Genomic DNA, 19,414 nt, shown 5'->3' on the forward strand with positions numbered 1-19,414 from the left:
CGCCGGCACGTGCGGCCAGGCTGGATGCTGCGCTGCAGTGTCGATAGGCGGGCCGACACGTCAACCCATTCGTTCCCGACTTCGTTTTGGTAGTCACGAAGCGCAGGTGCCTAGCGCCACCAAGGGCCGCAGGCAGGCTTCTCTTTACGGCGACCAGGAGGCTGAAATGAAGAAGTGGATCGTGATGTTGACGCTGGCCATGTTTGGAGCCGGCGCTTATGCCCAGGCGTCGGCGCCTGCCGCGCCCGCGGCCGGCGACAAGCCTGCGGCGTCAAGCTCCGGCAAGATGACGAAGAAGCCGGCCAAGAAAAAGAAAAACCACGCACCGCCCGATGCCGAGAAGATGATGAATAAAGGCGCCTGAGCGCCGCTAGTGAAAGGCGACGGGCAGCGGCGCGCCGGTGCGCGCTGGCTGCCGAGCTAGTTCGCCACGCCGCCTGTGAGTGCCGCGTTGCGCGTGAAGCGCGCGCTGCCGCGCTCCCAGGTACCGATGCCCAGCGGCGCCATGCGCCATCCGGGGGGCTGGCATCGAGGCGGAACCCGATCGAGAGGCTACGGCCTCTCTTTTTTTTGGTCGCGGCAAACCTGTTCGCATGATTCCAGTGCAGTGCACGATTTTTGCGGGTGCGGTATGCGCCGTTCTAGTGCTGCGCACGTGCTCGCCACGCACGTTGACGGCATGCGATCCGTAATCTAGCGTTGCAGATTCAGGGGGCTGCCCCTATGTGGGACACACGGCGCAGCGCTCTGAGGGCGGGGGGCGATGTTCGCGTTGCGCCCCGCTGCGTGGCGCCGCCGCAGCGCAAGTCATTGAAGCAATGACTAGGCTGCGGACGTGCCCTGCGAGGCACCAAGCGATGATTCGACGGGTTGCCCAATGTGATGCCTGGGCTTGAGCGGCGCGCGCAAAGCGGCGTTCGGATGGCTGGGGTTTCAAATTGTTGCAAACGTTGCGTGATCGAAACGTGACTTCTGAGTCTCGAGTTGTTAAGGTCTTATTGCGCATCGCAGCAAGTCGGATATGCCCTGATACATCCAGGCACAAGTTCAGCACCCAGTCAAAAGCGATGCGCAGCGAGATCCCCCTACAGTTTCCCCCGGGTACGCGCTGGCCGGCTTCCCGCCGTTGCCTCAGTCATCCCGCTCGCATGGTGGCCCGCCTTTTGCAGCGGTGCTAGATCGATCCCAACCGTCCAACTACGCCCGTCACTGGCATTCATGTCCGAAACCGTTACCGTGCCGACCGTCGAATTCATCCAGCGCCGTGCAGTGGCACCTGTGAACACACGCACACTGCGCCTGGGCAGGTGGTTGTGCGGCGGCATGCTGGCACTGTGCGCCGTGGCGGCGCACGCGTTCGACTTCGACACTGTGGCGGCGCGTGCGCGCCAGCTTGCCGCAAGTCCTTACAAAGCACCCGCGCAGAATCTGCCACGTGAGCTGCGCGAGCTGCCGTACGAGCGCTACCGCGAGATCGAATACAAGCCTGAGCGATATCAGTGGCGCAATGCCAAGCTGCCGTTCGAGCTCTCCTTCTTTCACGAAGGCATGGTGTTTGACCAGCCGGTGCGTATCAATGAAGTGGTGAGCGGGAGCGCCCGCGAGATCCGCTTCGACCCGTCCGCGTTCAACTATGGGCCGCACAAGGTCGATACCAGCAAGCTCAAGACGCTTGGCTTCGCCGGCTTCCGCGTGCTCTATCCGCTCAACAGCACCAAGGGCAAGGACGAAGTCGTTTCTTTCCTGGGCGCCAGCTATTTCCGCGCGTTGGGCAAGGACCAGTGGTATGGATTGTCGGCGCGGGGCCTGGCCGTGGATACCGGACTCAATTCCGGCGAAGAATTCCCGCGCTTCGTGGAGTACTGGATCGAGCGGCCATCGCCGGCGGACAAGCAACTGACCATCTATGCGCTGATGGACTCGCGCCGCGTGAGCGGGGCGTACCGGATCGTGATCCGGCCGGGCACGGAGACGGTCATGGAGGTGAAGTCGCGCCTGTTCATGCGGGAGAACGTCACCAAGCTTGGCCTGGCACCGCTGACCAGCATGTATCTCTTTGGCGAGAACCAACCTTCTTCGGTGCCGGACTATCGGCCCGAGGTGCATGACTCCGATGGCCTCTCGGTGCAGCTCGGCACGGGTGAGTGGCTGTGGCGGCCGCTGAGCAATCCCAAGCGCCTGCTGGTGACCTCGTTTGCCGCGACCAATCCGCAAGGATTTGGCCTGATGCAGCGGGATCGTAATTTCAGCAGCTACCAGGAAATTGGCGCGTGGTATGAGCGTCGGCCGAGCGCCTGGGTGGAGCCCAAGGGAAACTGGGGCTCGGGCCGGGTCGAGCTGGTGCAGATTCCGACCCCGGACGAGACCAACGACAACATCGTGGCGTACTGGGTGCCTGACACTCCGCCCAAGCCCAAGCAACCTTTCGATTTCGAGTATCGGCTGCTGTGGCAGAAGGACGGCGACAAACTGCCGCCGCTGTCGTGGGTGACACAAACGCGGCGTGGCCAGGGCCTCAGCCGCAAGCAGGACGACACCAGTTTTTCGCTGGTGGTGGATTTTGAAGGCCCGGCCTTCAAGAAACTGGCCGCCGATACCCGGATCGATCCGGTGATCTCGGCCGACAGCAACGGGGAGCTGCTGAACACTTCGACGCAACGCAATGCGGCCACCGGCGGCTGGCGCATGACCATGGTCGTGCGCCGCAAGGACGAGAACAAACCGGTCGAATTGCGCGGCTATCTTCGCAACGGCAATACAACCCTATCCGAGACGTGGAGCTACATCTTACCCCCAGGCTGAAGCCGCGCGCCGCTCCGGCGGCGGCATGCGAGCGCTATCTCGATCGCGTTCCTGTCTCGCCCGACCAGCGTCGCGATCTGCTTAACAACGCCGCTGGCAGCGACGCCGCCGACACTGAGTCGGCCATCCATCTTCTGCAGCGCGCACTCGCGGCCAAAGACGGCGAGCCATCGCCAGCGGGTCCGTCCTACGGCTCGGTGGGGCGCCGCCTCAATCTTGCCTATGGCGCACCGCTGGCGTCGGGCGAGCCGCTGGTGCAGCGTCGTGCGGACGGCACGGTGCATATCGACACCGGCCCCGAACCCAAACGCGCTTCCATGGTGCCGCGGGCATGGCCTCCGCACATCGTCAGCGGGTTCCTGCGCAACCTGGGCAGGCGCATGCTGGGCCGCCCGCCGGTGCCGGAAACCTGGGACACGCTGCATGACGGTCCCGATGCCGAGGGCAAATGGCACCCGGCGGGCAAGCACCGCCGATGGGTGCTGCTTGGCCTGGTAGCCGGGCAAACTGCGCTGGCTACGTACTTCATGACCAAGGTGCTGCCTTATCACGGCACCGATCCGCTCGAGATCGCCGTGCTGGCGCTCTTCGCCATCCTGTTTTCGTGGGTGTCGGCCGGGTTCTGGACCGCCATGATGGGTTTCCTGGTGCTGGCCAAAGGCGGCGACCGTCATCTGATCTCGCGCTCGGCCGCAGTGGATGGGCCGATTGCGGAGGAGGCGCGCACGGCGGTCATCATGCCGATCTGCAACGAGGACGTGACCCGGGTATTTGCCGGGCTGCGCGCGACCTACGAGTCGATGGAGCGCACCGGCGAGCTGGCACGCTTCGATTTCTTCGTGCTGTCCGACAGCGGCAACCCGGACCTGCGTACCGCCGAGACCGATGCGTGGATGGAAACCTGCCGCGCGGTCAACGGCTTTGGCCGAATCTTCTACCGCTGGCGCCGACACCGCGTGAAGCGCAAGACCGGTAACGTGGCGGACTTCTGCCGCCGCTGGGGCAGCGCCTACCGCTACATGGTGGTGCTGGACGCAGATAGCGTGATGAGCGGCGAATGCCTGACCACGCTGGTCAAGCTGATGGAAGGCAATCCGGGGGCCGGCATCATCCAGACCGCGCCGCTGGCCGTGGGCCGCGAGACCATGTATGCGCGCGTGCAGCAGTTTTCCACGCGCGTGTACGGGCCGCTGTTTACCGCTGGCCTGCATTATTGGCAGCTCGGCGAATCGCACTACTGGGGCCACAACGCCATCATCCGCATCCAGCCGTTCATGGAGCATTGCGCGCTGGCGCCGTTGCCCGGCAAGGGCCCGCTGGCAGGAGAAATCCTCTCGCACGATTTCGTCGAGGCCGCCTTGATGCGCAGGGCCGGGTGGGGCGTGTGGATTGCCTATGACCTGGAGGGCTCCTATGAGGAGCTCCCGCCGAACCTGCTCGATGAGGTCAAGCGCGATCGCCGCTGGTGCCAGGGCAACCTGATGAACTTCCGCCTGTGGATGAAGCAGGGCTTTCACGCTGTGCACCGTGCGGTGTTCCTCACCGGTGTGATGGCTTATCTGTCGGCGCCGCTGTGGTTCCTGTTCCTGGTGTTGTCCACCCTCATGCTGGCCAAGCACGCGCTGGTGCCGCCGGAGTACTTCACGCAGCCCTACCAGCTGTTCCCGACCTGGCCGGAATGGCATCCCGAGAAGGCGCTGGCGCTGTTCTCGGCGACCGCCACGCTGTTGTTCCTGCCCAAGATCGCCAGCGTGGTGCTGCTGATGAAGGACTCGCGCAACTATGGCGGGCCAGTGCGCCTGGTGCTGTCGATGTTGATCGAAGTCGTGATGTCGGCCTTGCTGGCCCCGGTCCGCATGCTGTTTCACACCAAGTTCGTGGTGGCGGCCTATAGCGGCTGGGGCATTACGTGGAAGTCGCCGCCGCGTGAAGATGCGCAGACCACCTGGGGCGAAGCGTTCCGCCGCCACGGCATGCACACCTTGCTGGGCCTGGCCTGGGGCGGGCTGGTGCTGTGGCTGGACCCGAATTTCGTCTGGTGGCTGCTGCCGATCGTGGGCTCGCTGGTATGCTCGATTCCGCTGTCGGTCTGGCTGTCGCGGGTCTCGCTGGGCCGCGCGCTGCGCGGAGCCAGGTTGTTCGTGACGCCGGAGGAGGCCACGCCCCCGCGCGAGATGGTGGCCATGCAGAAGCACGTGGAGGCAGCGGGAGAGCCGCCGGCATTTATCGATGCCGTGGTCGACCCGGTGACCAATGCGCTGATGTGCGCGACCGGCTCGTCGCGCATGGTGCAGCCACAGGCTACGCGAGCGGAGCACGCCGCGCTGGTGCAAAAGGCGCTCACCGCCGGCCCGGACGCGCTGTCGGCTGCCGAGAAACACCTGTTGCTGGGCGATCCCTTTGCGCTCGCCCAGTTGCATGGACTGGTATGGGGCTCACCGCTGGCGCATGCGCGATGGAAAGAAACCCGTGTGCTGCCCCGGCGCGCTGCCAACGTGGTGCCCTTGCGTCCAAGGCTCGCCTGAGCTATGCCCGGGAGCTGGCGCACCAGCTCCCGGAGGCAAGGCCCGGCATCCCGGCAGGCATGCCAGATGGGGTTGGCAGGGTCTAGCGCAGTGCCGAGGAGCAGATGGGCGCGTTGATGTAGACGTCGCCAACGCGACGCTCGCCGCGCTCGTTGCGCGTCATGTAGCGGAACATCATGCTGATGCCCAGCTTGGTCAGGATTTCAACGTCCCGGTTCGCGCAGATATTGCGCTGCAGCGGCGCGGCGTAGCTGAGCTCGAAGCTGGCGAGGTCCAGCATGGGGCCTCGGTACTTGGTCAGCTCCAGCTGGAACAGGATATGTTTGCCAGGGACCGACTGGCAGCGGCGCAAGCGCGTCTCGCCATCGATCTCGATAGGCAGGGCGTCATTGAGCTGGCGGCAAGCGCGCGACAATATGTTGTCGGGACGGGCGGTATTGCGCAGCAATTCAGGCACGCCCGCCGCGCCGGTATTCTGGCCCGTGGCAGCGCCCTTGAGCATTTGCGCCAGCGCATCGGCCTCGTCCACCACCACGGGGGCAGGCGCGGAGGCCGCGGCCCTGGCTGGAGCCGGTGCCGCATGCGCGCGCTGCGCCCACGGCAAACTAGCCGCGCCGGCGGCCAGGGCAAAAAAGACAGAAAGCAGTTTGTATCTTGTTCTCATGCAGGAAAACGTTGCCGGGAACCGCACCATCGGGTGGGTTCCCGCGGTGCGTCGGGCTGCGTGATCGTCCGCCCCAGGCGGCCGACAGGCTGGCATTGTACCCTTGGCGTCGCTGCCGTTGAAAGCCACGCACTCCTCCACTCCGCGGCGAAGCGAGGCCCGAAATCGCCGCAATGCCGCGGTATCGTCAGGCCCGTCATCACAGTTGCACGCGTCCGGTCGGACGTGCGCCTGCATCATCGCCGCGCGGCGTGCCGAGTGCGCGGCTTGTTACGCTATGCAACAATTACGTCTTTAGCCGCTCCCGTGCCGCTACGCCGTTAGCCCGTTGACGCATCGGGCGCAGCTGGCCGTACCGGCGGCCTGGTTGTTCCACAGGATGTTTCGATGACCCGCTCCACCCGCGCCCCGCAATCCGGGCGCTTTCCGCTTTGGCTCCTGGTATGCGCTTCGCTTACCGCACTGGCGCCGCTTTCCATTGACATGTACCTGCCGAGTTTTCCGGCGCTGGCCGGGGATCTCGGGGTCGATATCGGCCGCGTGCAGCTCACGTTGGGGACGTTCCTGGTCGGGTTGGCGGTGGGGCAGGCATTCTATGGCCCGATCAGCGACCGCTTTGGCCGCAAGCCGCCGCTGTATGTCGGCCTGCTGGCCTATGCGCTGGCCGCAGCCGGGTGCGCGCTCGCGCGTGACGTCGATGCGCTGATGCTGTGGCGTTTCCTGCAGGCGCTGGGCGGCTGCGCGGGCATGGTGATGGCGCGCGCCGTCATTCGCGACCGGCTGGAGGCCCATGAATCCGCGCGCGCCTTCTCCTCGCTGATGCTGGTGATGGGCCTGGCGCCGATCCTGGCGCCCATCATCGGGGGCGCCGTGCTGGCAGCATTCGGCTGGCGTGCCATCTTCTGGCTGTTGTGCGGTGCGAGCCTGCTGATCCTGTGGGTGGTCCACCGCTACATGGAGGAATCGCTCGACCACGCCAGCGCCATGCCGCTGCGGCTGGGCCGCGTGCTCTCGAATTACGGCGAGTTGCTGCGAGATCGGGGTTTCGTCGGCTATTCGCTGTCGGCCGGCTGCGCGCAGGCGGGCATGTTTGCCTATATTGCGGGCTCGCCGTTCGTGCTGATCGAGTTGCATGGCATCGATCCCTCCCATTACGGCTTCGTGTTCGGCGCCAACGCATTGGGCCTGATCGGCATGTCCCAGCTCAATGCGCGCCTGGTGCGCAACCGCACGCTGGACCATGTCCTGCGCGGCGCGCTGCTTGCGCCGTGCCTGGCCGGCCTAGTCTTGGCCGCGGCTGTACTCGCCGGCCTGGCGCCGCTGCCGGTGCTGCTGACGGGCTTCTTTGTGTTTATCGCCAGCCTTGGCTGTATCCTGCCGAACGCCTCGGCACTGGCCATGGACCGGCAGGGCCATCGTGCCGGCACGGCCTCCGCATTGATGGGAACGCTGCAATTCTCCCTGGGCACCCTGGCCGGCGCCGCCGTCAGCTTCTGGCGGGACGGCAGCGCGCTGCCGCTGGCGGTGGTCATGGGCGTTTGCGGTAGCGGCGCTGTGCTGATGCGGGCCTTCGGCCGTTCAGGCGCGACGGTGCGCGGCGCCGGATGATCCGGGCGCCGATGCTGCAGCGGTAGCGGGGCGGCCTGGCTCAGTTTGGCCGCGCCATCCCATCGATACACGGTTAAGCGGCCGCGGCGTTTTGCAGCACCACCAGTTGGGCTGGCATTGGCGCGGCGAAGCCGGCCTCGCCAAAGCTCTCGCGGATCACGCGGTTGCTATCGAAATACACCTGCCAGTAATGGTCGGTATGGCAGTGCGGACGTACCGCAAGCACCGGACCCACCAGGGTGAACTCGAGAATCTCCACGTCCGGCGGCGGCTCGGCCAGAACGTTGGGCAGCGCGGCCAGCCGCGCCTTGAGCAGGGTGGCGGCCGCCGCCACGTCCGTGCTGCCGGCCAACTGGGCCTTGAGCTCGACCCGGCGGTACGGGTTGGCGCTGAAGTTCTGGATGGTGTCCGCAAAGATTTTGCTGTTGCCGACCACGGTGAGGACATTGTCGGGCGTGTCCAGCGTGGTGGCAAACAGGCCGATCTCCCTGACGGTGCCGGTGGTCCCGCCTGCCGTGACGAAATCCCCGACCTTGAAGGGCCGCAGCACCACCAGGAAGGCGCCTGCCGCGAAATTGGACATCAGCCCCGACCACGCCATGCCGATGGCGATGCCGGCCGCCGCGATCAGCGCGGCAAAGCTGGTGGTCTGGATGCCGAAGTAACCCAGGATCCCGATGATCAGCACGACATTCAGGGTCACCGTGACGATGGAGCCGACATAGCGCAGCAGGGTCGGGTCGACCTTTTGCTTGGTCAGGGACCCCTGCACCATGCGTACCACGACATGGATCAGCCACCGGCCAATCACCCAGAAGACGAGGGCGGCGAGAACCTTGAACCCGACTTCCGTCGCATAGGCGACAACCACATCCTGATACTTCTGCAGCGTTGTGGCATCCATCGCGTTTCTCCCTTGCTGGCTCGGCAGGTACACAGGCAACGAACATCATGCAGCGGATGCCCGGGCGCATCGGCGGCGGGGCGCGAAAGTGGGCAACGCATTATTGCTACGCGGCGAGCGGAAGTTCAAGCACAAAATGGCCGCAAAGGGCGCAGGGCGCCACTCGCGGCCATGGGTCGCAGGAGAAGGGGCGGTGGGGCGCAAGGGCGCAGGGGCGCAGGGGCGCAATTCCCTTTGCGCCGTGCCTTACCAGTTGGTTTCGCGCTCCGGCGTGGCGGAGATGCGATGCAGCGACAGGTCCGCGCCGTTGTATTCCGATTCAGCGTCAAGCCGGATGCCCACGACTTTCTTGAGCGTGCCGTAAACCACGGTGCCACCCACCAGGGCGATCACGATGCCAAGGAGGGTGCCGAGGCACTGCGCGCCGAGCGAAACGCCGCCAATGCCACCGAGTGCCTGGCTGCCAAAGATGCCGGCGGCAATGCCGCCCCACGCGCCGCACAGCCCGTGCAGCGGCCAGACGCCCAGCACATCATCGATATGCCACTTGTTCTGGGCCAGCGTGAACAGGTAGACGAACAGCGCACCGGCGATGGCGCCCGTGACCAGCGCGCCCAACGGGTGCATCAGGTCGGATCCGGCGCAGACCGCCACCAGCCCGGCCAGCGGGCCGTTGTAGGCAAAGCCGGGGTCGTTGCGGCCGGCCGCCCAGGCGGCCAGCGTGCCGCCGGCCATGGCCATCAGGGAGTTGATGGCCACCAGCCCGCTGATCTTGTCGACGGTTTGCGCGCTCATGACATTGAAACCGAACCAGCCTACCGCCAGCACCCATGCGCCCAGCGCCAGGAACGGGATGTTCGAGGGCGGGTGCGCGCTGATGCGGCCGTCTTTCTGGTAGCGGCCGCGGCGCGCGCCCAGCAGCAATATGGCGGGAAGCGCGATCCAGCCGCCCATGGCATGGACCACGACGGAGCCGGCGAAGTCGTGGAACGGCGCGCCCGCGACCGAGGCGATCCAGTCCTGCACGCCAAAGCGGTTGTTCCAGACGATGCCCTCGAAGAAGGGATAGACCAGGCCCACCAGCACGAAGGTGGCCACCAGTTGCGGATTGAAGCGCGAGCGCTCGGCAATGCCGCCAGAAATAATCGCCGGTATGGCGGCGGCAAACGTTGCCAGGAAGAAGAACTTCACCAGCTCGTAGCCGCTTCTTTCCGCCAGTGCATGGGCGCTGGTGAAGAACTCGACCCCATAGGCCACGGTGTAGCCAATAAAGAAATAGGCGATCGTGGAAACCGCAAAATCCACCAATATCTTGACCAGTGCGTTGACCTGGTTCTTCTTGCGCACCGTGCCCAGCTCCAGGAACGCAAAGCCCGCGTGCATGGCGAGCACCATGATCGCCCCCAGCAAGATGAACAGGGCATCGGTGCCGCTCTTCCATTTGTCCATACAATCCTCAATGCGCAAAATGGGAGCACACGTACGCAAAAAGCGTACCAGTCTGGGGCATCGGAGACAGGGATCTGCACCGTGTTGGTGGAATTTGCACCGATTTGTCGCGCTCGACGTGGGTGCCGCACGGATTGCGAAGCCATCACCGGAAACCGAATGTCATGCGCCGGGGATGCATGGCACGCGGCGTCTGCGCCAAAATGAGGCAATGCCCCGATTTGGGGCGCGCACCCACCGGTTATATGCACCATGATGGGTTCTTTCTGGCGCGTCCATCCAAAGCCATTGGGATGCTGCCGACCAAGCCGCCTGGGTGGGTTCGGCGGCAACAAGGCGCGCACAGCGATGGCCTGAGCTTGTCAAGCGATGCCTGTCATCACGTACCAGCGTTCGAATGACCACTRCTCTCGCCGGCCGCATTTGAAAGCACGGAAAAGGAGGGGTAAATTCCCCGCAAAGGCGCTTGACTCAAGGATTTGCGGCTTTTTTCGTTGCATTGGTGCCACTGGGGATTGCCCAATGCGTAAAGCGCGGATTAGACTGCGCCGATCGGTAATTTGCCGCGTGGCAGACACTCCGATCAAGACGACCAACAAGGGAAATCAGCCATGAATAAAGGTGAACTGGTATCTGCCATCGCCGCTGACGCGGAACTGAGCAATGCTGCAGCAGAGCGCGCGCTGAATGCCGCTCTGGACAACATTAAGAAGGCGGTTGCCAAGGGTGATTCGGTAACGCTGGTGGGCTTCGGCAGCTTCAGCTCCGGCAAGCGCGCCGCACGTACCGGACGCAATCCGCGTACTGGCGAGACCATCAAGATTCCGGCCGCCAAGACGGTCAAGTTCTCTGCCGGCCAAGGGTTCAAGGACGCTGTGAACAAGAAGAAATAAGTAGTCCGCGCCCCAGGCGCTAATGAGAAGGCGGCCCGTTGGGCCGCTTTTTTATTGGTGCCCGGGTGCTTTTTGACGTTCTCGGGGGTAAGGCAGGACGATCGTTCCGGGTTAAACTGCCGATCGTCGGCGCCAGCCTTTCGACCTGCGCCGCGGGTCGGCCCGGCCGCTTCCAGATTCCGGATTTTCATCATGAATGACCTGTCCCACCAGCTTTCCATGACCGTGCTGATGACGCCGGACATGGCCAATTTCTCCGGCAATGTGCACGGCGGCACCATCCTCAAGTACCTCGACATGGTGGCCTACGCCTGTGCCAGCCGCTATGCCGGGCGCTATGTGGTCACGCTGTCGGTCGACCAGGTGGTGTTTCGCCAGCCCATCCACGTGGGTGAGCTGGTGACGTTCCTGGCGGCAGTCAACTTCACCGGCCGCAGCTCCATGGAAATCGGCATCAAGGTGATCACGGAGAATATCCGCAGCAAGCTGGTTCGCCATACCAACAGCTGCTACTTCACCATGGTCGCGGTGGACGACAGCGGCGCACCTGCCGAAGTGCCGCCGCTGGTGCCCCGCGACGAAGTCGAGCGACAGCGCTTTGCCGCAGCCCAGCTGCGCCGCCAGCTGCGCCAGGAAATGGAAAAACGGCACGATGAAATCACCGGCACGGTGTCCTGAGGTGGGGGGCACGGCCATGCAATCCGGGCGTTCCCATCGCGTTTCCCGTGGGCCGTTTTGGCCCCTGAGCGGTCTTCTGGCGGCGTTGGCGCTGCTGGCGCCGGCCGTGCATGCCGAGGAAATCGGCAGCGTGAGCACCAATTTCCGCATGACCGGCTCCGACAAGGTCGTGATCGAAGCCTATGACGATCCGCAGGTCGAAGGCGTGACCTGCTACGTGTCGCGTGCCCGCACCGGAGGCATCAAGGGTTCGCTGGGCATGGCCGAAGACCCGCCGGAAAGCTCCATTGCCTGCCGCCAGGTAGGCCCGATCACGTTCAAGGGGCCGCTGCGCCAGCAGGACAATGTGTTTTCCGAGCGCATGTCGATCCTGTTCAAGACCCTGCACGTGGTGCGCACGGTCGACCGCAAGCGCAATACCCTGGTCTACCTGACCTACTCGGACCGCATCGTGTCCGGCAGCCCGCAGAATAGCGTGACCGCCGTGCCGGTGGCTGCTGCCACGCCGATTCCGGTCAAGTAGGCATTCAGGCATCCGGGCATCCAGGCATCCAGGCATCCAGGCATTCGTTTCCCGATTCACGATTCACGATCCATTCAACAATCCAGTCCGGAGAAGACAGCATGAGTGAGCAAGGCAAGGTTGCGCTGGTAACGGGTGCGGCCCGCGGCATCGGCAAGGCGGTGGCGCAGGCGCTGCTCGTGGCAGGCTATCGGGTGGTGTTTGCCGGGCGTACCGCCGCACCGCTAGAGGCGCTGGCCGTGCAAGCCACGGCCGAGGGTTATACGGCGCTGGCGGTGCAATGCGACGTCAGCGATCCGGATTCGGTGGAGCGGCTCTTTGCCCAGGTTCGCGACCATTTCGGCCGGCTCGATGTGCTGTTCAATAACGCCGGCATCAATGCGCCAGCGGTGTCGATCGATGAACTCTCTGTTGCGCAATGGAAGGCCGTGCTGGACACCAACCTGACGGGCGTGTTCCTGTGCTCGCGCGCGGCCTTCGCGCTGATGAAGTCGCAGAGCCCGCGTGGCGGCCGCATCATCAACAACGGCTCGATCTCGGCGCACGCGCCGCGTCCCAACACGGTGCCGTACACGGCCACCAAGCACGCCATTACCGGGCTGACCAAGAGCCTCTCGCTGGATGGCCGCGCCTTTGACATCGCCTGCGGGCAGATCGATATCGGCAACGCCGCCACCGACATGGCCTCGCGCATGGCGCGCGGCGTGCCGCAAGCCAACGGCGAGATCGCGCCGGAGCCGCTGATGGACGTGGCGCATGTAGCCAGCTCGGTGGTGCACATGGCCAACCTGCCGCTGGATGCCAATGTGCAGTTCATGACCGTGATGGCCACCAAGATGCCCTTCGTCGGGCGGGGCTGAGCACGGCGCAAGCGCCTGGCCGGCATCGCGCCGGCCAGGCGTCTCCCGCTATTTGATCGCCAGTGCCTCGCTTTCGGCGCGGCAGTCGCCAGTCGGCCGCAGTCCCTTGGCACGGGTTTCTGCCACCTCCGCTTTGGCTGCCGCAAGATCTGCGAGGAAGGTGGGGTCTGCATGCAGCCGCGCCACGGTAGCTGCGCCCATGATGCGGCCCTGCGTTGCATCGCTTTGCCAGTGCACGTTGCAGACCAGCCGGCTTTGCCCATAGGCCAGCCCGCGCGCCAGGATCATATTGGACTGTTGCGGCGCGATTTCCGCCAGGATCAACGCCCACGCCCAGCCGATGGCGTTATGCCCCGAAGGGTAGGAGCCGTCCTTGGAAAGCATGGCTTCCTCGGCGGGCGTGCAACTCGGCTGCTGGTTGACCATGAACGGCCGGGCGCGCGTGTATTTGTCTTTCACGCCGTACGTCGATAATCCCGCATCGGCCAGGGTCCGGCGCAGCAGCAGGTAGAGCCGCGGCGTTTGCTCCTGCGATATCGGCACATCCAGCGCGCACGAAAAAACCCCCGCGGCCTGCGGGAATTTCAGGTTGGCGTCGACTGCCGCCTGGCGGTAGCGTGCCGTGCTTCGCAGGGCCTGGTTGCCGCGCGCGATCTCGTCGTCCAGGGCTTGCGCCGCGGAGCCGGGCGCGGGCGGCGGTGGCACCAGGGCGAGGCTATCGGGCCATGCGTCCGCCGGCAGGTAGCCGGCGAGAATGCCGGGCCGTATCTCCGGCACCGGCGCCGCGGTGCTGCCCTGGCCCTGGCTGGCACAGCCTGCGAGGAGCAAGGCAGTGCCCAGCACGGACAAGCCCGCGAGCCGGTTGCTGGCGGGCAGGAAATGTCTGGCGAATGAGTGTGCTTGCATCTGCGTTTGCATCTGTTGGTTGTTTCCGTAGCCGCCGTCGGACCGGCGTGGTACCGGTAGGCAAGCGGCCGTGCTCCCGTCCACGGCCGCCTGGGTGATCCTGTCCTTGTCCAGCGCGCGGGCTCAGGCTTCGAACATCTTGCGCAGCGTCGACTTCAGGATCTTGCCGTTGGCATTGCGCGGCAGCATGTCGGGGCAGAACACGATCCGCACCGGCACCTTGAAGGCTGCCAGCCGCTCGCCCACGAACGCCTGCAGTTCCGCCTCGGTGGCTTGCGCGCCTGGCTTCAGGCTGACCACGGCCGCAGGCTCTTCGCCCAGCGTGCGGTGGGGGATGCCGACCAGTGCGGCGTCCATGATCGCGGGGTGATCGTACAGCGCGCTTTCCACCTCGATGCTGTAGATGTTCTCGCCGCCGCGGATCAACATGTCTTTCATGCGGTCGACAATATAGACAAAACCTTCTTCATCCAGCCGCGCGATGTCGCCGGTCTTGAGCCAGCCGTCGATGAACGTTTGCGCGGTGGCTTCCGGCTTGTTCCAGTAGCCGCGCACCACGTTGGCGCCGCGCACCATGAGCTCGCCGGTCTCGCCGGTGGGCAAGCTGTGTCCGCGCCCGTCCACCACCTTCATCTCACCGATGGGCAAGGCCGGGCCGCCGCTCTCGGGGCGCTCGATATACTCCTCTGCACTGTGGCTGGTGAAGGTGGCCGACGTCTCGGTCATGCCCCAGCCAATGCCGGGGGCCGAATGCGGAAACACTTCCTTGATGCGGCGTACCAACTCGGCCGAAGCGGGGGCGCCACCGTAGTTGACGTTTTCCAGCGACGACAGGTCGAAGCGCTCGCGCTCCGGGTGCTCGATGATCTGCCAGGCGATGGTGGGCACGCCGCCGGCAGCCGTGCAACGTTCGCGCTCGATCAGGCCCATGGCACGCACGGCATCCCAGCGGCGCATCAACACGATCTTGGTGCCGCTGGCCAGCGCGCCGTTGAGCACCGCCATGCAACCGGTAACGTGAAAGAACGGCACCGACAGCAGCATGCCCTTTTGCGGCGCGGCCGGATCGGGCGCGGGGATCGCCTCGCCGCGGCGCAGGCAATTGCGCATCGGGCTGAATGCGGCGGCCACGGCCACATTGGTGGCGTTGCGGTGGGTGCCGAGCGCGCCCTTGGGCTTGCCGGTGGTGCCAGACGTATAGAAGATGGTGGCATCGTCGTCGGCGTCGATGGCCACAGTGGGCACCGGCAGTTCGGGCAGCGATGCCCATTGATCCGGCGTGCCGATCAGGCTCTCCAGCTGGCTGACGCGCGCGTCGCTAGCCGGCGCATCGGCGCGGCTGACGTAGATCTTTTCCAGCGCGGGGCAGCCTGGCAGGTGCTCGATGATGCGGCCCAGGCGTTCATCGTCAACGATGGCGATCTTGCTGCCGGAGTCGGCCAGGCCGTACTCCAGTTCCGCCCCGGTCCACCAGGCGTTGAGCGGCGTGACGATGGCGCCTGTCAGCAAGGCGCCGTAGAAAACGGCCGGCCATTCCGGCAGGTTGCGCATGGCCAGCGCCACGCGGTCTCCCTTCTTCACGCCATCTTGGATCAGCGCATGCGCGATGGTGAGCGCGGCGCGGGCGAACGCATCGTACGAGACACGTTCGTCTTCGTAGACGACGAAGGTTTTGTCGCCCAACGTGCGGGCTTGCAGGAACAGCTCGCGCAGCGTGGGTGGCGCGTTCTTCCAGACGACGGTGGTAATGCCCCGGATCACGCGCGTTTCGGTTTCGAAAGGGGCGCCGGGCGCGGTAAGGCGGGCGTGGGCCTCGGCCAGGCTGATTGCCGGCCAGGTCGTAGCGGATTGCGGGTGGTTCGACATCGGTGCCTCCCTGACTGCATGGCAGGATGGGCAACGCTCTGGCATGCCGGCGCGCAAGCTTGCCCGCGTGCCGCGCCAGCCCGGAAATGCGCTCGGCAATGCACGCGGGCACGAAGTGCCCGGCTCAGGCCTCGGGCATCGGGCTTTGCGCCCTGGCCCTGGAGCGAGCCCGGAACGGGAACAGCAGGTGCTTAGCGGCTCAGATCGTGACGCCGCCGTCCACCACCATGGCCTGACCGGTCATGAAGGTACTGGCCGAGGAGGCCAGGAACACCGCGGCGCCGGCAATCTCCACCGGCTCGCCGATGCGGCGCAGCGGTGCGCCTTGCGTCGACAGCTTGTAGCGCTCCGGATCCTCCCAGAGCGCCTTGGCGAAATCGGTGCGGATCAGGCCAGGGGCGATGCAGTTCACACGCACGTTGCTCGGGCCGAACTCCACCGCAAGGTTGCGCGCCAGCTGGAAGTCGGCTGCCTTCGACACGTTGTACACGCCGATGGTGGGCGAGCCGCGCAGGCCGCCGATGGACGACACGATGATGATCGAACCGTCCTTGCGCTCAAGCATCTGCGGGGCCACCATCTGGATCAGCCAGTGATTGGAGATGACGTTGTTGTCCAGCACCTTGCGGAACTGTTCGTCGGTCACGCCGCTCATCGGGCCGTAGTAGGGGTTGGACGCCGCGTTGCAAACCAGTACGTCGATCTTGCCGAACGTGCTGTTGGTCTGGTCGACCAGACGCTGCAGGTCTTCCTTGGAGGAGATATTTGCGGGCACGGCAATCGCGGTGCCGGCGCCATGCTTGGCATTGATGGCATCGACGACTTCCTGGCAGGCCTCGGCCTTGCGCGAGGAAATCACCACTTTGGCTCCCTGCACCGCCATCTGCTCAGCGATGGCGCGGCCGATGCCGCGTGAAGAGCCGGTGACGACGGCAACCTTGCCGGTCAGGTCGAACAATGACATGCGTGTCTCCTGGTGTCCTGGTCCTCGCGGGGCGGGACCAGATGATCTTTAAAAGGCGCTGGTGAATCTGCATCTTGGCAGCACGGCCCGGTGCGTGTTCTGCACAGCGGTTCACGCAGAAGCTTGCGAGCATCGTAGTGCTACCGGCCGGTACATTATGGTTGGGAGGCATGGCTCAGTCCACAAGCAAATCGGCAGCCGGCCCGGCTTATCAGAGAATTTTCTGTTGGCAATGCATTCGGTGCATGACGTCAGCAAGACAAGCGGCATGATGTCCGTACCCACAGACGGCGAACAGGCCATAACAGGCTGCAACAGGCCACAAAGGACGAGGTAAGCGTTTCATGCTTTGGCAAATCAAGGATACCGAGGTCTACCTGCTGGGGGCCATCCACGTGCTGGATGCGCCGTTGCCGGCACTGGTGCCGGCCGCGGAGCGCGCCTACCGCGCTTCGGCGCGGGTGGTCTTCGAGGTGGCGCTGGACCAGGCGCCGGACTTCGCGCCGGCGTACTTCCCGCAAGGCGATGGTCTTAGCCGCCATCTGCAGCCGGCCACGCTTGCGCAGGTGCGGGCGCTTTGGCTGGATTTCGGCCTGCCCGGCCCGGAACTGGAGCGCCTGCGCCCCGTGTTCGCCGCGATGCATCTGCAGTTCGCGGTGGCCGCCAGGCACGGCATCCTGGCGCAGCATGGTGTCGATCGGTTCTTGTGGGCGCGCGCCGCCGTCGATGGGCGGGCAACGGATGCGCTGGAGGATGGCACCGAAGCGCTGCAGATGTTGCAGTGCGTGCCGCTGGCCGAGCAGGTATCGATGCTGGCATTTTTTGCCGAGCAGCCGGAACTGGCCGCGGCGGAGCCGGCGGATATGGTGCGCTGGTGGCGGCAAGGGCAGGCCGGGCCGTTCGGCGCGCTGCTAGCGCAGCGCCGCGCACAATGGCCGGACACGCTGGCGGTCCTGGTCGATGCACGCAACCGGCAGTGGATGCCGAAAATCCAGGCGCTGGTCGCGGATCGCGTACCAACCCTGATCGTGGCCGGTGCCCTGCACATGGTGGGCGATGCGGGGTTGCCGGCGCTGCTTGCGGCCGCCGGGCTCGAACTGCTGCCCGAACCCTGGTGAAGCGAACGCTTATCTGTTGCTGCGCGCCTCAATCAGCGCGGGCAAAAGCTGGGCCAGTTGCGCCTCGCTGGCAGGATCCAGCGCCAGCCCGAATCGATCTCGCAGCGCCTGGACAATGGCAGCCGGCGTTTCCAGTTGCTGGCGCTGCACGCTGCCATCGGCCGCGCGCACGGCAAAGTCGCCGTTGATCAGCGTCAGCCGGGTGTCGCCTTGCGAGCGCGCCAGGGTCAGGGCGTTGCGGAACAGGCTGTCGGGATGGGTGGAGGTGTACCAGTTGCGCGGCTCGAAATCGATGGCCTGCTGCGGCGAAAGATCGAACTGGTAGAGCTTGAACCACGCACTTGCGGTCTTGACCTCCAGGTCGTACACGTGAAAGGCCGCACCTGTCGTCTCCACGCAGGACAGGCGGTACGGGAACGACGGATCGGCTTGCTCCGCCTGTGGCAGCGGCATGGCCCGATACGGCGTAGGGCCGCCAAAGCCCACGTCCACGATATAGCTGTGATGCGCGGCCTCCACGCGCAGCAGCATGTGCGATTGCATGGTGGGCACGTCTTCCGGCACGTTCCAGCGCACCCGTGCAGCCAGCGGCGTGACCACGTAGCCGAGCGCACGCAGCGCGCCGGCAAGCAAGGTGTTTTGCTCGAAGCAGTAGCCGCCGCGCGCGTTGGCGACCAGCTTGTCGAACACCGCGTCCAGGCCGATCTTGATCGGGCGCTGCAGCAACACGTCGACGTTTTCAAAGGGAATCCGCGCCAGTTGCGCCGCGATCAGGCTGTCGAGCGTGGCGAGGTCCGGCTGGCTCGGCAGCGGGTGGCCGATGCGGCTGAGATAGGCTTGCAGGCGGGTGTCGTCTAGATAGGTCATGGCGATGGCTGTCTGGTTTGCGCTGCCAGCGCAGGCTGAGGGGATCGGGAAGGGCGGCGCTGTCAGGCCAGCGCCAGCAATGCCGGCAGGTCGAGCAACTCGATGTCGGCATAGTGCAGCCGCAACAGCCCGCGCGCCTCGAGTTCGCGCAGGGCCTGGTTGACGGTCTGGCGCGACAGCCCGAGCATCTGCCCGAGTTGTTCCTGCGGGATATGCACGGAGCGGCGCTCCAGCCCGGGCAGGTCGCCGTAGGCCTGGGCAATGGCCACCAGCCGGCGCCCGGTGCGCGCCAGCGGCGGCAGCAATTGCGCCTCTTCCACGTAATGAAAGGCCTCGCGCGTCTTGGCGGCGAGCAGCTTGCCGAACTCGCGCCACCATTCGGGGTGCGCCGACAGCATCGCGTAGAGCTTGTCGCGCTGCAGGTGCAGCACGGTGGCCGCGCTGGTGGCGTGGGCGTCGTGCGTGCGCGCCAGGCCGTCGAACAGGCAAATCTCGCCAAACCAGCTGCCCGGTCCCAGCAGGCCGATCAAGGCGGCCTTGCCAGACTCGCTGTGGGTGTCGATCTGCACCGAGCCGGCAGTCACGCCGTAGATGCCGTCAAAGGCGTTGCCGCGGGCAAACAGCATCTGGCCGGCGGCCAGCTTGCGCGTGGCCGCGTCCCGCAGCAGGGTGTCTTGCATGGCCGCCGGCAAGGCGCCAAACCAGCTCCCGCCGCGCAAGGCGTGCAGCGGATCCAGGGCCGGCTCCTGCTGGCCACGGGTTGCCAGGCGCATGATGGTCTCCTTGA

17 protein-coding genes are annotated in these 19,414 nt (G+C 65.4%); 9 read left to right on the forward strand and 8 right to left on the reverse strand.

Annotation, left to right across the window (positions count from 1 at the left end; translation table 11 throughout):
- The first annotated feature begins 166 nt into the window (after nt 1-166).
- From AB4061_RS25930 to mdoH, 3 genes are all read left to right on the forward strand, one after another.
- Nucleotides 167-364, forward strand: a complete 198-nt coding sequence (locus AB4061_RS25930; protein WP_441638890.1) for a hypothetical protein — start codon at nt 167-169, stop codon at nt 362-364.
- An 854-nt stretch (nt 365-1,218) separates the two neighbouring features.
- On the forward strand, nt 1,219-2,802 hold the full coding sequence (locus AB4061_RS25935) for a glucan biosynthesis protein G (RefSeq protein WP_441638892.1): 1,584 nt from the start codon (nt 1,219-1,221) through the stop codon (nt 2,800-2,802).
- Nucleotides 2,775-5,327 (forward strand): glucans biosynthesis glucosyltransferase MdoH, encoded by a 2,553-nt coding sequence (gene mdoH / locus AB4061_RS25940; RefSeq protein ID WP_441638894.1) that lies wholly within the window; start codon nt 2,775-2,777, stop codon nt 5,325-5,327. Before AB4061_RS25935 ends, mdoH begins: the two co-directional genes overlap by 28 nt.
- 82 nt (nt 5,328-5,409) lie before the next feature.
- Here mdoH and AB4061_RS25945 read toward each other — a convergent pair whose 3' ends face one another.
- Nucleotides 5,410-5,991 carry a hypothetical protein gene (locus AB4061_RS25945; RefSeq protein ID WP_441638896.1) on the reverse strand — a complete coding sequence of 194 codons (582 nt, stop codon included), beginning with the start codon at nt 5,989-5,991 and terminating at the stop codon, nt 5,410-5,412.
- A 387-nt stretch (nt 5,992-6,378) separates the two neighbouring features.
- Here AB4061_RS25945 and AB4061_RS25950 point away from each other — a divergent pair, with 387 nt between their 5' ends.
- Entirely contained in the window at nt 6,379-7,599 is a 1,221-nt protein-coding gene (locus tag AB4061_RS25950) for a Bcr/CflA family multidrug efflux MFS transporter (protein WP_441638898.1), read from the forward strand.
- A 73-nt stretch (nt 7,600-7,672) separates the two neighbouring features.
- Here AB4061_RS25950 and AB4061_RS25955 read toward each other — a convergent pair whose 3' ends face one another.
- Both AB4061_RS25955 and AB4061_RS25960 read right to left on the reverse strand, forming a co-directional pair.
- Entirely contained in the window at nt 7,673-8,503 is an 831-nt protein-coding gene (locus tag AB4061_RS25955) for a mechanosensitive ion channel family protein (RefSeq protein ID WP_441638900.1), read from the reverse strand.
- Nucleotides 8,504-8,749: 246 nt separating this feature from the next.
- On the reverse strand, nt 8,750-9,952 hold the full coding sequence (locus AB4061_RS25960) for an ammonium transporter (RefSeq protein WP_441638902.1): 1,203 nt from the start codon (nt 9,950-9,952) through the stop codon (nt 8,750-8,752).
- A 611-nt stretch (nt 9,953-10,563) separates the two neighbouring features.
- Between AB4061_RS25960 and AB4061_RS25965 the strand changes: the two genes are divergently transcribed.
- The 4 genes from AB4061_RS25965 to AB4061_RS25980 all read left to right on the forward strand — a co-directional run bounded on the left by AB4061_RS25965 (nt 10,564) and on the right by AB4061_RS25980 (nt 12,906).
- Nucleotides 10,564-10,845, forward strand: coding sequence for an HU family DNA-binding protein (locus AB4061_RS25965; protein WP_017226623.1), 282 nt, complete (start codon nt 10,564-10,566; stop codon nt 10,843-10,845).
- A gap of 192 nt (nt 10,846-11,037) precedes the next feature.
- A complete protein-coding gene (locus AB4061_RS25970) occupies nt 11,038-11,523 on the forward strand; it encodes an acyl-CoA thioesterase (RefSeq protein ID WP_174427135.1) in 486 nt (161 codons plus the stop codon).
- 16 nt (nt 11,524-11,539) lie between these two features.
- Nucleotides 11,540-12,046 carry a CreA family protein gene (locus AB4061_RS25975; protein WP_441638905.1) on the forward strand — a complete coding sequence of 169 codons (507 nt, stop codon included), beginning with the start codon at nt 11,540-11,542 and terminating at the stop codon, nt 12,044-12,046.
- A gap of 101 nt (nt 12,047-12,147) precedes the next feature.
- Nucleotides 12,148-12,906, forward strand: coding sequence for an SDR family oxidoreductase (locus tag AB4061_RS25980; protein WP_441638907.1), 759 nt, complete (start codon nt 12,148-12,150; stop codon nt 12,904-12,906).
- A gap of 48 nt (nt 12,907-12,954) precedes the next feature.
- Here AB4061_RS25980 and AB4061_RS25985 read toward each other — a convergent pair whose 3' ends face one another.
- The 3 genes from AB4061_RS25985 to AB4061_RS25995 all read right to left on the reverse strand — a co-directional run bounded on the left by AB4061_RS25985 (nt 12,955) and on the right by AB4061_RS25995 (nt 16,642).
- On the reverse strand, nt 12,955-13,812 hold the full coding sequence (locus tag AB4061_RS25985; RefSeq protein WP_441638909.1) for an acid phosphatase: 858 nt from the start codon (nt 13,810-13,812) through the stop codon (nt 12,955-12,957).
- Nucleotides 13,813-13,935: 123 nt separating this feature from the next.
- Nucleotides 13,936-15,678 (reverse strand): class I adenylate-forming enzyme family protein, encoded by a 1,743-nt coding sequence (locus tag AB4061_RS25990; RefSeq protein ID WP_441638911.1) that lies wholly within the window; start codon nt 15,676-15,678, stop codon nt 13,936-13,938.
- Between the two features lie 199 nt (nt 15,679-15,877).
- Nucleotides 15,878-16,642, reverse strand: a complete 765-nt coding sequence (locus AB4061_RS25995; RefSeq protein ID WP_006160016.1) for an SDR family oxidoreductase — start codon at nt 16,640-16,642, stop codon at nt 15,878-15,880.
- Between the two features lie 344 nt (nt 16,643-16,986).
- Here AB4061_RS25995 and AB4061_RS26000 point away from each other — a divergent pair, with 344 nt between their 5' ends.
- The gene (locus tag AB4061_RS26000) at nt 16,987-17,760 is read left to right on the forward strand and encodes a TraB/GumN family protein (RefSeq protein WP_441638913.1); all 774 of its coding nucleotides are present in this window, start codon (nt 16,987-16,989) and stop codon (nt 17,758-17,760) included.
- 9 nt (nt 17,761-17,769) lie between these two features.
- Here AB4061_RS26000 and AB4061_RS26005 read toward each other — a convergent pair whose 3' ends face one another.
- Both AB4061_RS26005 and AB4061_RS26010 read right to left on the reverse strand, forming a co-directional pair.
- The gene (locus tag AB4061_RS26005; protein WP_441638915.1) at nt 17,770-18,627 is read right to left on the reverse strand and encodes an arylamine N-acetyltransferase family protein; all 858 of its coding nucleotides are present in this window, start codon (nt 18,625-18,627) and stop codon (nt 17,770-17,772) included.
- 62 nt (nt 18,628-18,689) lie between these two features.
- Nucleotides 18,690-19,400, reverse strand: a complete 711-nt coding sequence (locus AB4061_RS26010) for a Crp/Fnr family transcriptional regulator (protein ID WP_441638917.1) — start codon at nt 19,398-19,400, stop codon at nt 18,690-18,692.
- Between the last annotated feature and the right edge of the window lie 14 nt (nt 19,401-19,414).

The sequence above is a fragment of the Cupriavidus sp. YAF13 genome (assembly GCF_052113425.1).
Lineage (GTDB): Bacteria > Pseudomonadota > Gammaproteobacteria > Burkholderiales > Burkholderiaceae > Cupriavidus.